14 protein-coding genes are annotated in these 15,703 nt (G+C 35.9%); 8 read left to right on the forward strand and 6 right to left on the reverse strand.

Translation table 11 applies throughout. The features are described 5' to 3' along the window. Positions 1 to 39: 39 nt before the first annotated feature. The 4 genes from gldL to topA all read right to left on the reverse strand — a co-directional run bounded on the left by gldL (position 40) and on the right by topA (position 5,909). Entirely contained in the window at positions 40 to 687 is a 648-nt protein-coding gene (gene gldL / locus INR76_RS02185) for a gliding motility protein GldL (protein ID WP_223109035.1), read from the reverse strand. A 73-nt stretch (positions 688 to 760) separates the two neighbouring features. After that, the gene (gene gldK / locus INR76_RS02190) at positions 761 to 2,134 is read right to left on the reverse strand and encodes a gliding motility lipoprotein GldK (RefSeq protein ID WP_223109036.1); all 1,374 of its coding nucleotides are present in this window, start codon (positions 2,132 to 2,134) and stop codon (positions 761 to 763) included. Between the two features lie 113 nt (positions 2,135 to 2,247). Further along, positions 2,248 to 3,411, reverse strand: a complete 1,164-nt coding sequence (locus tag INR76_RS02195) for a formimidoylglutamase (RefSeq protein ID WP_370632413.1) — start codon at positions 3,409 to 3,411, stop codon at positions 2,248 to 2,250. Further along, on the reverse strand, positions 3,411 to 5,909 hold the full coding sequence (gene topA, locus INR76_RS02200) for a type I DNA topoisomerase (RefSeq protein WP_223109037.1): 2,499 nt from the start codon (positions 5,907 to 5,909) through the stop codon (positions 3,411 to 3,413). The genes INR76_RS02195 and topA overlap by 1 nt, the downstream gene beginning before the upstream one ends. Positions 5,910 to 6,039: 130 nt before the next feature. Between topA and INR76_RS02205 the strand changes: the two genes are divergently transcribed. Then, on the forward strand, positions 6,040 to 6,660 hold the full coding sequence (locus INR76_RS02205) for an inorganic diphosphatase (protein ID WP_223109038.1): 621 nt from the start codon (positions 6,040 to 6,042) through the stop codon (positions 6,658 to 6,660). 5 nt (positions 6,661 to 6,665) lie between these two features. On the opposite strand, the gene INR76_RS02210 is transcribed toward INR76_RS02205, so the two are convergent. Beyond that, entirely contained in the window at positions 6,666 to 7,424 is a 759-nt protein-coding gene (locus INR76_RS02210; RefSeq protein ID WP_223109039.1) for a hypothetical protein, read from the reverse strand. Between the two features lie 133 nt (positions 7,425 to 7,557). Here INR76_RS02210 and miaB point away from each other — a divergent pair, with 133 nt between their 5' ends. The 7 genes from miaB (at position 7,558) to groL (ending at position 14,425) form a co-directional block, all read left to right on the forward strand. Then, entirely contained in the window at positions 7,558 to 9,006 is a 1,449-nt protein-coding gene (gene miaB, locus INR76_RS02215; RefSeq protein ID WP_223109040.1) for a tRNA (N6-isopentenyl adenosine(37)-C2)-methylthiotransferase MiaB, read from the forward strand. Positions 9,007 to 9,155: 149 nt separating this feature from the next. Further along, a complete protein-coding gene (locus INR76_RS02220; protein ID WP_223109041.1) occupies positions 9,156 to 10,448 on the forward strand; it encodes a sigma 54-interacting transcriptional regulator in 1,293 nt (430 codons plus the stop codon). 21 nt (positions 10,449 to 10,469) lie between these two features. Next, positions 10,470 to 10,982 carry an LptE family protein gene (locus tag INR76_RS02225; RefSeq protein WP_223109042.1) on the forward strand — a complete coding sequence of 171 codons (513 nt, stop codon included), beginning with the start codon at positions 10,470 to 10,472 and terminating at the stop codon, positions 10,980 to 10,982. A 4-nt stretch (positions 10,983 to 10,986) separates the two neighbouring features. Further along, on the forward strand, positions 10,987 to 11,904 hold the full coding sequence (locus INR76_RS02230; RefSeq protein WP_223109043.1) for a hypothetical protein: 918 nt from the start codon (positions 10,987 to 10,989) through the stop codon (positions 11,902 to 11,904). Position 11,905: 1 nt separating this feature from the next. After that, positions 11,906 to 12,247 (forward strand): preprotein translocase subunit SecG, encoded by a 342-nt coding sequence (gene secG / locus INR76_RS02235; protein WP_223109044.1) that lies wholly within the window; start codon positions 11,906 to 11,908, stop codon positions 12,245 to 12,247. A gap of 152 nt (positions 12,248 to 12,399) precedes the next feature. Further along, on the forward strand, positions 12,400 to 12,675 hold the full coding sequence (gene groES / locus INR76_RS02240; protein WP_223109045.1) for a co-chaperone GroES: 276 nt from the start codon (positions 12,400 to 12,402) through the stop codon (positions 12,673 to 12,675). A 112-nt stretch (positions 12,676 to 12,787) separates the two neighbouring features. Further along, positions 12,788 to 14,425: a chaperonin GroEL gene (groL, locus tag INR76_RS02245; protein ID WP_223109046.1), complete on the forward strand. Its 1,638-nt coding sequence runs from the start codon at positions 12,788 to 12,790 to the stop codon at positions 14,423 to 14,425. Positions 14,426 to 14,851: 426 nt separating this feature from the next. Here the strand turns inward: groL and INR76_RS02250 are convergent, their stop codons facing one another. Next, entirely contained in the window at positions 14,852 to 15,685 is an 834-nt protein-coding gene (locus INR76_RS02250; RefSeq protein ID WP_223109047.1) for a hypothetical protein, read from the reverse strand. Positions 15,686 to 15,703: the final 18 nt, after the last annotated feature.

Consider the following 15,703-nt stretch of genomic DNA (forward strand, 5'->3'; position numbering starts at 1 on the left):
CTTTTTTAAAGATTAATAAATTTAGTTGAAAAAACTAGATTAGTTTCTATTCATTGCTGAAAGCATTCCACCGTAGACTCCATTAAGTGAAGAAAGGTTTGTAGCTAAATGCTCCATTTGTTGTTTTAATTGAGTAGCGTTCTCTGCTACTTGCTCATTAACTTCAGCTTGACGGCTTGTAGATTCTACTTGTACTTTATAGAGGCTGTTTAATGATTCCATTTGAGCAGCGGCTAAAGCCATCTCCTCGCTATATTTTTTGGTAGAGCTCATTGCTTCTGCAGTTGGAGCCATTCCTTTTGCAGCACCTTCAAAAGAACGAATGCTTGTACTTAGGCTGTTCATTAATTCTGAATCGATACGTGCTTCTTTTAGCATTTCATCTAGCTTCTTAGATAAAAGCCCTTCTGCATCTTTAGGCTGCTCTTCTTTCTTTTTCCCTCTTGATTGACCTCCAGCCAATTCTGGGTAAACCAATGACCAGTCTAAATCGTCATCTACAGGTTCAAATGCTGAAATTGCAAAAATAATTGCTTCAGTAATAAGACCAATTGCTAAAAGGATACCTCCATTAAGAGGGCCAAGTTCCCAGTGAAGTATTTTAAATAAAGCTCCTAAGATTACAATAGAAGCTCCAAGGCCATAGGCCATGTTAAACAGTTTCTTTGATGATTTTGACTGTGCCATAATTAAAAGTTTTTAGATTAGTTTAGTTAAGTTATGATTTTAAATATCGTTATTTTGGTATTACAAGAGGGGCTTATCTTCCGTCACCAAAATCATTGTTTAAAGTTACATCTGTACCCATGTAATCTTGTACAGTTCTGAAACCAATATAGCTTCTTGCAGAATCTGCATATTCATAATCACGAGTACTCACTTGCAAGAAGTAAGCTACATCTTTCCAAGAACCACCACGTACTACTTTTCTCATGTTATCAGGATCGTTAACATTAGGGTTCATAGTTGAGGTGTATTCATATGAAGCAGGGTCATAAGAAGAGGCTACCCATTCACTTACATTACCTGCCATATTATAAAGGTTATAATCATTAGGCTCGTAAGCGTCTGCTTCTACAGTATACAAGGCTTGATCTGCAGCATAATCACCACGTAAAGGTTTAAAGTTTGCCATAAAACAACCTCTGTCATTTTTAGCATAAGGACCTCCCCAAGGATATGTAGCAGACTCGAGACCACCGCGTGCAGCGTATTCCCACTCTGCTTCACCTGGAAGACGGAATGAATTTACGTGTTGACGATTTCTTGATTTTTGATACGCATTTTTATACAAAGTTCTCCAAGCACAAAATGCTTTTGCTTGTTTCCAACTTACTCCTACTACCGGATAGTCTCCGTATGCTTCGTGCCAAAAGTAATCGTTGTGCATTGGCTCATTATACGAGTAATTAAAGTCTTTGATCCAAACTGTTGTATCTGGATATATTTTTACTTCTTCTTTCTTTATGAAGTCTTTTCTGTTTTTACCTTTTGCTTTTGCTGCAGCACCAATATCCATATAAGTATATTGAAACTTCAACTTATCTACATCAATTGTACGCTGACCATTGTAAGCTTCTTCGGCAGGGATATACATCGTATCCATAACTTCTGAATAATACTCATCAGGAAATTCTGATGTATCCCAAATGATATCAATATCATTGTTTATTTTTCTTCCGGCATAGAAATCTTCACCCATCCCGTAATAGTTATCATAGTTGTATTGTTCCCAAGGAGTCATTTCTTCACTTTCTTGGTCAACAAAGGCAAATTCACCAATACCACCATCACCAGGTGTAGCTCCTACTTCATCTGCTAAAATAGCCAACTTAAGGCGCACTGTTGAGTCTCGCACCCAATTTACAAATTGTCGATACTCTGCATTGGTAATCTCAGTTTCATCCATATAAAAAGAGCGGACTGTAACTGTTTTGGTAGGCGCGTCATTTACGGCTACAAAATCGTCATCCGCTTTACCCATGATGAAAGATCCACCTGGGATAAGGGTCATTCCAAACGGTTTTTCGGGATGCCATTTTTTACCTTCTGCCCCTATTAATTCACCCCGGTCTCCGGAATTACAGCTGTATAGAAAGGCAACAATCGCAGTTAATGCAATAAACTTCTTCATAGGTATCAGGTTAAATTTTCGAGATTTAAGGGCGTAAACCTATTTATAAAATTTTTAAAAAGCAACATATTTCTTAAAAAAACCTTAACTCTCGTTGTTCTTAGTTTGTTAGATTATACTTCATTCTTTCGGCGGGCTTTATACCACCTTTCCGGAATTTCTTGATTCGTTGCACTCAAATAATCGCCATAAGTGCAAGGTAATAACGTTGGTGTTTTTAATTTATTATTAACACCTGAAATAAATGGCAGCTCTATCCACCATCTTCCGGTTTTATTACTCTTTTTAAATATTAAAATGTCATCTTCAATAGGCACTTTATATGTATTGTAATCTTTATCATTCTCAAAACTACCTTCTTGAACTCTAAAATTAACTCCTTCTATAAAATACCAAAGTATTTGTGCAACTAGCATAGCGCCGGTTTCTGCAGTTTTAAAATCTTTTAACTCATAGATTCCAAAAGAACTTACTCTATTGCTAATACCTGCATATCGAGCTATGGCACAAATTTCTCTTCCGTCAAAGCCATTAGGACTTGCGCTATTCTTATAACTCATTTCTGCACTTTTTATTGCTGAAATATCCATAGCCACAATATCGGCATCTCGTAAAATAGGCTCTACAACGGTAATATCTTGAGTTACTTCACCCAATCTATAGGCGTCAAAATACAATTTTTCCATTAAAGCAATCTCTTCTGGAGCGTTAAAATAAGATTGATAGCCTAACAAACTGTAATTAAAAAGGTTATAAGGCTTGTCTACGATGATTTTTCCTACAAAAGATTTATTGCTAATGGGTTTTTCGGCATCGCCTAGATCAAACTTAGTATCAACATTTGCCAAGTTTATCATACTTCCGTGTGAATCATATGCTCTGTAATGGGCATATAAAAGATCTTGACTCCCACCAAGAATTAAGGGAATAATCTTTTTTTTCAGCAAAGCTTCAATTACAGTTTTTACGGCAAAGTACGTATCTTGAACTGTTTCTCCTTTTTCTATATTACCTATATCAATAATATTGTATGACCAATTACCCGGGTAGAGCGCATACAAAGCTTTTCTAAAAGACGAAACAGAAACTTCTTCCCCCAAATAATTTTCATCATTTCGGTTTTCAAGAATTCCTAAAATGGCAAATTTTACATTTTTTAAATCTGGGAGATCACCTGTAACATGGTGTGTTTGTATCTGTTTACCTAAAACACCTTCTGGTAAAACCTCCTTGTGTGCGATTACTGTTTTTGAAATCGGCGAGAGAAACTCTATCATTATTTTTTCTTAGCTGATGTTTTTTTCTTTTTTCGGGTTTTCTTTTTTGGCGCTTTTTTTTCTAAAATATCTTTTGCTTCTTCAAGCGTAATTTTATCGGCTTTTGTACTCTTAGGAAGCTCAACTTTTGTTTTACCTTTAATCAAATTGAAACGCCCCCAACGTGCTTTTTCTAGTCGTATACCTTCATCTGGCCATTCATTGATCAATTTATCAATTTCTTTTTGTTTTTTGACCTCTATCAATTCAATAATATCTTCTTCTGAAAGATTATCAAAATCATACTTCTTGTTCACGTTGATAAACATACTATTCCATTTAATAAATGGACCGAAACGCCCAACCCCTTTTTGAACCGGAAGCCCTTCATACTCATATATAGGTGCGTCTGCTTTTTTCTTTTCTTCAATCAACTCTTTGGCTTTTGCCATATCAACATCTAGAGGGTCCATACCCTTGGGTAATGATATGAATTTTTTACCCCAACGCACATAAGGTCCATACCGGCCATTGTTAGTCTCTACTTCTTCTCCATCATATACACCTAGGTCTTTAGGAAGTTTAAATAAATCTAGCACTTCTTCTAGAGTAACTAAATGCAATTGTTGATCAGGACGCAAACTGGCAAATTGTTTTTCCTCATCATCTGGAGCGCCTATTTGAGCCATTGGTCCGTATTTTCCTAATCGCACCAACACGGTTCTACCACTTTCTGGGTGTTCTCCCAGGATGCGCTCGCCGCTTTCGCGTTCTGCATTTTCTTGAACGTCTTCTACGTGTGGATGAAATTTCTTATAAAAATCTTGAAGCATTTCTTTCCACTGCTCTTTTCCTTCGGCAATGTCATCAAAGTCTTCTTCTACTTTTGCCGTAAAATTATAGTCTAGAATATTTCCGAAGTGATCTACCAAAAAGTCATTAACTACCATACCTATATCTGTTGGGACCAACTTTCCTTTATCACTTCCTACAGTTTCTGTTAAGGTCTTATCTTTTACGGTGTCACTTTGTAATGTTAATTGAAGATACTTTCGCTCGGTTCCTTCTACGGTTCCTTTTTCAATGTAGTTTCTACCTATAATTGTTGAGATGGTAGGCGCATAGGTTGATGGACGACCTATACCTAACTCTTCCATTCTTTTCACAAGAGAGGCTTCTGTAAAGCGGTACGGAGGTCTTGTAAAACGTTCTGTAGCGGTGATATACTTATTATCCAATGTATCTCCTTTGGTAAGCTTTGGCAACATACCATCTTGTTCTTCATCTTCGGTATCGGTTCCTTCTAAATACACTTTTAGAAAACCGTCAAACTTTATCATTTCACCGTTGGCACTAAACTGCTCTTCAACTTTTTCTTTACCAAGCACGTCAATTTTAACATTGGTGCGTTCTAACTGAGCATCGCTCATTTGTGATGCTATGGTTCGTTTCCAAATTAAATTATACAAACGTTCTTGATCACGGTCGCCACTTATTGTGTGTCTTGACATATCGGTAGGCCGTATCGCTTCGTGAGCCTCTTGTGCTCCTTTAGACTTTCCTTTGTAGTTACGAGGTTTGCTATATTTATCACCGTAAGCCGAACTAATTTCCTTTTCGGCAGCTTTTTTGGCGTCATTAGAAAGGTTAACACTATCAGTACGCATATAGGTAATTAAACCTGCTTCATACAAACGTTGTGCAATGGTCATCGTTTTTCCTACCGAAAAGTATAATTTTCTTGATGCTTCTTGTTGAAGCGTTGATGTGGTAAAAGGCGGAGCTGGTGATTTTTTTGCCGGCTTTTTGGTAAGGTCGGCTATTTTGTAATTGGCACCAATATTCTTCTGAAGAAATGCTCTTGCTTCTTTTTCGGTTTCAAAATTCTTTGGAATTTTTGCTTTAAAAGTGCTTCCGTCTTCTGTTTTAAACTCTGCATCTACTCGATAGGATGCAACCGGTGAAAATGCTTCAATATCACGCTCGCGCTCAACTATTAAACGCACTGCGACACTTTGCACACGACCCGCAGACAGACCTCCTTTTACCTTTCGCCATAAAACTGGTGAAAGTTCATAACCCACCAAACGATCTAAAATGCGTCGCGCTTGCTGTGCATTTACAAGATTGTAATCAATTTTACGAGGGTTTTCAATTGCTTTAAGGATTGCCGTTTTTGTGATTTCATGAAAAACAATACGTTTTGTTTTATCGTCTTTCAAATCTAGTTCTTCGGCCAAATGCCACGCAATAGCTTCTCCTTCTCGGTCCTCATCACTTGCAAGCCAAACGGTCTCAGCACTTTTTGCTAATTTTTTCAAGTCACGTACCAAGCTTTTTTTATCACTTGGTACTATATATTTAGGAGTAAAATCTCCTTCGGTATCTACACCTATTTCTTTTGACGGCAGGTCTGCAATGTGCCCAAAACTAGAAGCAACCTTGAACTCTTTCCCGAGAAATTTTTCAATGGTTTTAGCCTTTGCGGGCGACTCTACTATCACTAAATTCTTTGCCATATTCAATTTTGTTTGGGGTACAAAAGTATGTGATTTTTTTTATACCATAGTTTTGCTTCATAAATTTAGCCTTCTGTTAACACGGTATGTTTCCAAAAATCAAGAGATTACAATATATAAATTTCAGCATATGTTACAAATAAATTCTGAAGTAATAAGATCAAGATACCTTGCCGCTATTGCACTAGCAGCTATAAGTTTACTCTTTACGCAATGCAGTTCTCTGGAAGATGTTTCTACTTTTTCAACCCAAAAAAACATTCATGTTATAGTTGAAATACCAGCAGGAACCAACGCAAAGGTTGAGTATAACAAACAACTAAAAAAACTAAAGATTGATCAAGAAAATGGTAAGGATCGCATTATAGAATACCTCCCCTATCCTGGCAACTACGGATTTATCCCTTCTACATATTCAAACCCTGAAAAAGGCGGTGATGGCGACCCTCTTGATGCTTTGGTTATATCATCCCGCTTGCTTTCGGGCTCTGTAGTTGAAACCATTCCTATTGGTGTTCTTAAAATTTTGGACAACGGTGAGCAAGATTATAAAATAATTTGTATTCCGTCAGAAAAAAAACTACAAACTGTTTCTGCAGCATCGTTTGATGAATTTTCAGAAAAATATCCAGATGCGCTTACAATAATCGAACTCTGGTTTTCAAACTACGACCAAAAAGATACTGTCATTGTTAAAGGTTGGGGTGATGAAAAGGAAGCCCTTTCTGAAATAAATAAGGTTTTAAAATAATAGAACTATATTTCAGAAACTGGTAATGCATCATCAAAACCAACCGCATCTTTATAAACATAATAAAGTGGTATATGCACAAAGGATGCTGTTATAAAAACACCAACAAAACAAAGTAACACACCTAGTTGCGCTATAATTCCTGAAAGAAAAATGAGCCCAAAAATGATTATCCAAAATTTATTACCAATCTTAAAACTTGCTTTTATAATTTCAGAAACAGACAGTTTTGGATTAAAAGCAAATACAACAACGAGCATTTGCAACGGGACCATAACATAAAACAAAGGCAAATAACAAAGTAGTGCAGCTAGCAACGCAATTCCGGTTGCAGCTAATGAAAGTACAAATAGTTTGCTGAAATTACCTTTTAACATTGCAAAATAACCTCCAGTATCTTGAGGTGTTCCGGTATCAACTTTTTGAAGCACCTTAAAGAAATGTGCCGTAATTGCATAAGCAAACACTTGCGAGATCATTATCAAAGCCATCAACAACAAAAAGTAACCTATAATTACCGGTAACGGATATTCAATAAACGGATTAAATTCTTGTCCGTACTGGTTTTCATTAGCTTGTATAAAAACAGGAACCAAAGGCACATAAGCAAAAATGAAAATAGGGATAGAAACCGCAAAAGTTACCAAAACGTGTAAAGTACCTTCAACCCAAACTTTTTTAAAAAGGTCAAAACTTTTTGAAAAGACATTCCCAAAATCTGGAGTTGATGCGTGTTCAATTTTTTTAAACAGTGGATGTTCCATTAATAAGATGATTAGTAGTTAATCTGTAAATTTATAAAAAAGAAGTCTGCCATTTTGACACAAACTCTTTTTTAATTGTATCTTTGTCAATCAAAATTTTTTTAAAGAACAGAACAATTAGTTAGTACGAAGTATGGAAGAGAAAATTATTGACGAAAACAAACAAGGTGAGGCTTTAGTATTAGAACCACAAAAGCAAAACGCTCGAAAACTCTATATTGAAAGCTACGGTTGCCAAATGAATTTTAGCGACAGTGAAATTGTTGCTTCCATTCTAGCCAAAGAAGGATTCAATACTACTCAAAAGCTAGAGGAAGCAGACTTGGTTTTGGTCAACACATGTTCTATTCGGGATAAAGCCGAACAAACCGTAAGAAAACGACTTGAAAAATACAACGCTGTAAAACGCGAAAACCCAGGAATGAAAGTTGGCGTATTAGGCTGTATGGCAGAACGCCTTAAAAGTAAATTTCTAGAAGAAGAAAAAATTGTCGATATGGTAGTGGGGCCAGATGCCTATAAAGATCTACCCAACTTAATAGAAGAGGTAGACGCCGGTCGTGATGCTGTAAATGTAATTTTAAGTAAAGAAGAAACTTACGGTGATGTAGCTCCGGTACGCCTGGGCGGTAATGGCGTTACGGCTTTTGTAAGCATCACAAGAGGTTGTGATAATATGTGTACTTTTTGCGTGGTACCTTTTACAAGAGGTAGAGAACGAAGCCGTGATCCACAAAGTATTGTTGCCGAAGTTAATGACTTAGCCGAAAAAGGGTATAAAGAAATTACTTTGCTAGGGCAAAACGTAGATAGTTATTTATGGTATGGTGGAGGATTAAAGAAAGACTTTAACAAAGCTACCGACATTCAAAAAGCAACTGCAACCAATTTTGCAGGCTTATTAGACCTAGTAGCTACAGCACAACCCAACATGCGTATTCGTTTTTCTACTAGCAATCCACAAGATATGACCGAAGATGTTTTGCACAGTATGGCAAAGCATAAAAATATTTGTAATTACATTCATTTACCTGTTCAAAGTGGTAGCACCCGCATTTTAAAAGAAATGAATCGTCAACACACTCGCGAAGAGTATTTTGAATTAATTGATAAAGTAAGAGAAATCATACCAGACTGCGCCATTTCTCAGGATATGATAACCGGTTTTCCTACAGAGACAGAGCAAGATCACCAAGATACATTAACATTGATGGAATACGTAAAATATGATTTTGGATTTATGTTTATGTATTCAGAAAGACCGGGTACAATGGCTGCTCGTAAACTTGAAGATGATGTGCCGGAAGCAATCAAAAAACGTCGCTTAACTGAAATTGTAAACCTACAACAACAGCACAGCGCATATAGAACCAAACAATTTTTAGGTAAAACCGTAGAAGTTTTAATTGAAAAGGAATCTAAGAAAAGTAATAAAGAATGGAGTGGTCGTACAGAGCAAAATACCGTAGCTGTATTTCCTAAAGAACATTATAAAGTAGGTGATTTTGTCAATGTAAAAATTAACGATTGCACAACAGCAACCTTAATTGGAGAAGCGGTTGGATATTCAGAAAATAATTAGAAAATCATTCTATGGCCCCTAAAGAGAATCAAAAAACATAGTATTATAGACTCGGGTGTTATTTGAACAACCTGAAACCCAATGTAATATATGATTGGGCGTTTTATGGAGATTTTCGAGGCTGTTATAAACTTTATTTACTAATAAAAATGGAAAGCATACAAGCAACAAAACAACGGTTCGGGATTATTGGGGATGACCCAAAACTAAACCGTGCCATAGAAAAAGCTATACAAGTTGCCCCAACCGATATTTCGGTGTTAGTAACTGGTGAAAGTGGTGTAGGTAAAGAAAGTATCCCAAAAATAATTCATGCGCTTTCACATAGAAAACACGGTAAATACATCGCTGTAAACTGTGGCGCAATTCCTGAAGGAACAATAGACAGTGAATTATTTGGTCATGAAAAAGGAGCTTTTACAGGTGCAACCTCAACCAGAAGCGGTTATTTTGAAGTAGCAGATGGCGGAACCATTTTTTTAGATGAAGTAGGCGAACTTCCATTGCCTACACAGGTACGTTTGTTACGTGTTTTGGAAAATGGCGAATTTTTAAAAGTGGGTTCTTCAAAAATTCAAAAAACAGACGTTCGTATCGTAGCTGCAACCAATGTGAAAATGGCTGAAGCGATTCAGAAAGAGAAGTTCAGAGAAGATTTATACTATCGATTAAGCACTGTAGAAATCAACATTCCACCCCTTCGAGATCGAAAAGATGATATTCATTTGTTATTCAGAAAATTTGCGGCAGATTTTGCTCAAAAATATAAAATGCCAACTGTACGATTGGACGATGACGCAGTTGATTTATTGTTAAAATATCGCTGGGGCGGAAACATTAGGCAACTTCGCAATATAGCCGAACAAATTTCAGTTTTAGAACAAGATCGCACCATTTCACACGATACCTTAAAACATTACTTACCCGATGTAGGCAGTAACCTTCCGGCAATAATAAACAATAAAAAAGAAGAAAGCAGTTTTAGTAATGAGCGTGAAATACTTTACAAAGTTTTGTTTGATATGCAACGCGATGTGAACGATTTAAAAAAACTCACGCTAGAACTTATGAAGAGCGGAAACGCGAGTAAAGTAAGAGAAGAAAATTCATCATTAATTAATAAAATTTATGATGAAGACAACAACCACGAAGAGCATTTAGCTTCTATTGTAGAAGATGATGATGAGAGTGCTTCAGATGTAGAAGTATTAGGAATTCCTTCTAATGCTTCAGAAAACGATTCTGAAGAAAATAAAAGAAGCGATAAATACGATTTTGCTGAAGAAATTGAAGAAGAAGAAAGTCTTTCACTTCAAGATAAAGAATTAGAGCTCATTAAAAAATCACTAGAAAAGTATGGCGGAAAACGTAAAGATGCAGCCGAAGAACTAGGAATTTCTGAACGTACACTCTATAGAAAAATTAAACAATACAACTTATAATTAGTAGATTGGTCACCAGCTATGAAAAAAGTAAAACAATTTTTACTACTATCCATCACCACAATTTTATTGCAAGGGTGTGGTGCGTATTCTTTTACCGGAGCAGATATTGATTACTCAACCACCAAAACATTTCAGGTAAATTTATTTGAAAACAATGCACCCATTGTAGAACCGGGTATTGCTCGTGATTTTACCATTCAATTGCAAGATTTAATGTTAAATCAAACCAGTCTTGACTTAGTAAACAATAATGGTGATTTGGTGTATGAAGGTGAAATTGTAGAATACTACATTGCTCCTATTACGGCTACCTCACAAAGTACAGCAGCACAAAACCGCTTAACAATAGCGGTAAACGTAAGATTTTACAACACAAATGATGAAAGCAAAGATTTTGAGCAACGATTTTCATTTTACTTTGACTATGACGGTGCCGCACAGTTAACAGGCTCAGATCTAGATGAGGCATTAAACATAATTTTTGAACGTATTACACAAGATATTTTCAACAAATCACTCGCAAATTGGTAGTATTTTGAATACAAAAAACTATACAGATTTACTTTCAAAACCTCAACACATTGATAAAGAGGCGATGGATCAATTGGCAGTCATTATAGAAAAGTACCCCTATTTTCAAAGTGCACGCGCGCTTCAATTGAAAGCTTTAAAAGCTCAAAACAGCTTTCTATATAATGATGCTTTAAAAAACACTGCTGCTTATACTACAGACCGCGACATACTTTTTGAGTTTATTACTTCTGAAACATTTTCTCAAAATGAAATTTCACAAATCATTCAACAACACGATCCTGAAATTCATGATATCGAAGTAGTTTCAGAAAACGTTTCAGAACAAACTGCAATTGAGCTTGACAATCAAATGAAAGCTGAAATTAAAAAAGCTGAAGCTATTTTAAACCCAGATTTATTTGAACGAAAATTTGGCTCTGTAGAAAAATTGGCAACCTCTACCACAAGCTCAGAAATTGAAAAAAATAAAGCCGAAGAAACTCTTGAGCTTGATAAGCCACTCAATTTTACCAAAAATGATACGCATTCCTTTAGTGAATGGTTAAAACTTACTCAAGCAAAACCTATTGATCGATCCAAATCACAAGAAAAGAAAGACAACTCATTTTCAGAAGAAAAGAAAGAAAAAACAACACCTTCACATCAAGACAGGAAGTTTAAAATGATTGATAAGTTTATTCAGGAACGACCAAAAATTAAACCTGCTCAACAACAATCAACAAAAGAAAACCTCGCAAAACCTTACACACAGGCACCTGACGCTTTAATGACCGAGACATTGGCAAAAGTTTACTTGCAACAAAAAAATTATAAAAAGGCCATTCAAGCATATAAAATATTAATTTTGAAAAATCCCGAAAAAAGTGGTTTCTTTGCAGACCAAATTCGTGCAATAGAAAAAATAATAGACACACAATAATATGAGTACGTTTACAATATTTATAGCTTTAATCATTTTTGTCGCCTTTTTATTGGTGGTAGTAATTATGGTACAAAACCCAAAAGGCGGTGGTTTATCTTCAACTTTTGGAGGTGGCGGTGGCCAGCAAATGGGTGGTGTTAAAAAAACAACCGATTTTCTAGATAAAAGTACCTGGACATTGGCCATTGTATTATTAGCTTTAATCTTATTAAGCAATATCCCAATTATGGGCGGTAGCGGTGCAACTGCAACCGATACTTTTGGTGATGAGCCTGTTCAACAAACACAAATGTTGGACCCTACAACAACCGACACCGATACAACCGGTCAAGGGAACTAAAAAAATATTTCTTTACACAAAATTGAAAATGTCAGCTTGTCATAAGCTGGCATTTTTTGTTTCAATCTGTCAGTAACAAAGGCAGTGGCACAATTTCTGCCTACTATCTTGCACATAAAACTTAATAATAACAACTAAAAATAATATTGAAAATGGCAGTAAAAATTCAACCACTTTCAGACAGGGTTTTGGTAGAACCCCAAGAAGCAGAAACGAAAACCGCAAGTGGAATTATCATTCCAGATTCTGCAAAAGAAAAACCTCAAAAAGGAACGGTAGTAGCAGTAGGTAAAGGAAAAAAAGACCACGATATGACCGTTAAAAAAGGAGATACAGTTTTATACGGAAAGTATTCTGGCACCGATTTAAAATACGAAGGTAAAGACTACCTTATTATGCGAGAAGATGATATTCTTGCAATTATTTAATATATCATAAAAACAAAACTTCGTGACTTCTATAAGTAACGTAGTTTAATTTTTACACATTAAAGTATAACCAAAACTTCACCTAAGAAGTTTAAAATTAAAGCATTTTAAAATGGCAAAAGATATAAAATTTGATGTAGAAGCACGTGACGCGATTAAGCGTGGTGTAGATGCATTGGCAAACGCAGTAAAAGTAACTTTAGGACCTAAGGGACGTAATGTAATTATTAGTAAATCATTTGGTGCTCCACAAGTAACAAAAGATGGAGTTTCAGTAGCAAAAGAAGTTGAACTTGAAGACGCTCTTGAAAACATGGGAGCGCAAATGGTTAAAGAAGTTGCTTCAAAAACCAATGACCTTGCTGGTGACGGTACTACAACAGCTACTGTTCTTGCTCAAGCAATTGTAAAGGAAGGACTTAAGAATGTTGCTGCAGGTGCCAACCCAATGGAACTTAAAAAAGGAATTGACAAAGCAGTTGATGCTATTGTTGCCGATCTTGAAAAACAAACCACTAAAGTTGGTAACTCTTCAGACAAAATAAAGCAAGTTGCATCTATTTCTGCAAACAACGATGAGCAAATTGGTGAATTAATTGCCAAAGCTTTCGGTAAAGTTGGTAAAGAAGGTGTAATCACTGTTGAAGAAGCAAAAGGTACAGAAACATATGTTGACGTTGTAGAAGGAATGCAATTTGACCGTGGTTTCTTATCGCCTTATTTTGTGACCGACAGTGAAAAAATGCAAACCGAATTAGAAAATCCTATGATTCTTCTTTTTGATAAGAAAATCACTAATATGAAGGATTTACTTCCTGTTTTAGAACCTGTTGCACAACAAGGAAAACCATTATTAATTATTGCTGAAGATGTTGAAGGTGAAGCATTAGCTACACTTGTAGTTAATAAATTACGCGGAAGTCTTAAAATCGCTGCTGTAAAAGCTCCTGGTTTTGGAGATAGAAGAAAAGCAATGTTAGAAGACATCGCCATTTTAACAGGTGGTACAGTAATCAGCGAAGAGCGTGGTTTTACACTTGAAAACGCTACTGTAGATATGCTAGGATCTGCTGAAAATGTAACTATCGATAAAGACAACACAACCATCGTAAATGGCGCCGGAAACAAAAGCGACATCAAAGCGAGAGTTGGTCAAATTAAAGCTCAAATTGAAACCACAACGAGCGATTATGATAAAGAAAAACTTCAAGAGCGCTTAGCTAAACTAGCTGGTGGTGTTGCAGTACTATATGTAGGTGCAGCTTCTGAAGTTGAAATGAAAGAGAAAAAAGACCGAGTTGATGATGCGTTACACGCTACTCGCGCCGCAGTTGAAGAAGGTATTGTTGCCGGTGGTGGTGTAGCACTAGTAAGAGCTTTAAAAAAGCTTGAAAAGTTAACTACAGATACGCTAGATGAATCAACAGGTATTCAAATTGTATCAAAAGCAATTGAGGCACCACTTCGTACTATCGTAGAAAACGCAGGAGGCGAAGGCTCTGTTGTGATTAACAAAGTACTTGAAGGCAAGAAAAACTATGGATACGATGCTAAGAGAGAAGCTTACGTAGATATGCTTAAAGAAGGTATCATTGATCCTAAGAAAGTAACTCGTATAGCACTAGAAAACGCAGCCTCTGTTGCCGGAATGATATTAACCACAGAATGTGCTTTGGTTGATATTAAAGAAGATAACGATGGCGGCGGAATGCCTCCAATGGGTGGCGGCGGAATGCCAGGTATGATGTAATCATCCATTATAAATACGTAATGACATTGTCATTCAATCATAAAAAAGGTCTTCAATCAAGTTTGAAGACCTTTCTTTATTTTATTTATAAAACAAAAACCACCTTTTTTAAGGGTGGCTTTCCTCATTAAGTTTCTAACTATTTGAAGGTTTATCCGAAATAAACCTAATACAAATTACTTCTTCTTTCCAGTAATTTGTGGAGCCTTTTTAGCCTGATGTTTTTGAGGCTGCGCCTTTTGAGACGACGGCTTACTGTTTGACTTTTGTCCCATAATAATAGTGTTTAAGAACGTAGTAAATGTACTTCAGAAAATGATGCGTGATACTGCGTTGGCTAAAATTTAACTAAAATATTTTAGTTAAATTTTTTAATAGAATTATTGAGCTAAAACACTATTCAAAAACAATATCTACACCTTTTATTTATTTGGTATCTTCAGAAGAAGTATATTCATAAATAGCAACATTGCCGGCTAAATAATTGAGAATATAAAGATTGTTATTGCGTACATAAATATCTGAAGGAGATTGTATCTTTTCTGAAATTTCTTGAAGCAGATCACCTTGATGTGTATAAATTAAAACACGGTTATTTTCAAAATCTGTCACAAACAACCTCTCATCTGTAACGTATAACCCCATAGCTACGTTTAGATCATCATCATTTCCTATACTAGTAAGCAACGCTCCCTTTTTATCATACACTTGCACCCTATTATTATATCCATCAGCAATCCAAATAGTATCTTGTGTTATTTGAACATCGGTAGGTTGATACAAGGCTTTTGAATCGTTTTTACCTATCTGAAGCCAATCAACACCATTGTTTGTAAACAAAACTTGGTTATCATCAAAATATGAAATAGCCATTTCATTTTTAAAAACTGAAACAGAAGATGGAGCTTTAAGAGAATCTTTTATAGGAATAACAGAACGCTCTGCTCCAGATGTAATAGTGATACGGTTTTCTTTAAATTCAGGAATGAGTAAATTTTTTCCATCTGTTGCAATATGCATAGGACGGCTAAATGAATCAAGAGTTCTTACGGCTTCATTATTTTCGGCTAAAGAGACGATACGGTTACCTACACCATCGCTTATCCAAATGGTGTTATCTATTTCGGCAATACCCAATGGACTAACACCTTCTAATTGAACAGTTTTTAAAAACTTCCAGTTTTCTTCTGGTTGTTTCTTTGACTCTGAACAAGCAAGTAGTAAAAATAAAGCAAGGATGCTTAGGCCTATATTTTTCATAGAAAAAGGCTTTAAGGT

It is taken from the genome of Marixanthomonas sp. SCSIO 43207 (genome assembly GCF_019904255.1).
Taxonomy (GTDB): Bacteria; Bacteroidota; Bacteroidia; order Flavobacteriales; family Flavobacteriaceae; genus Marixanthomonas.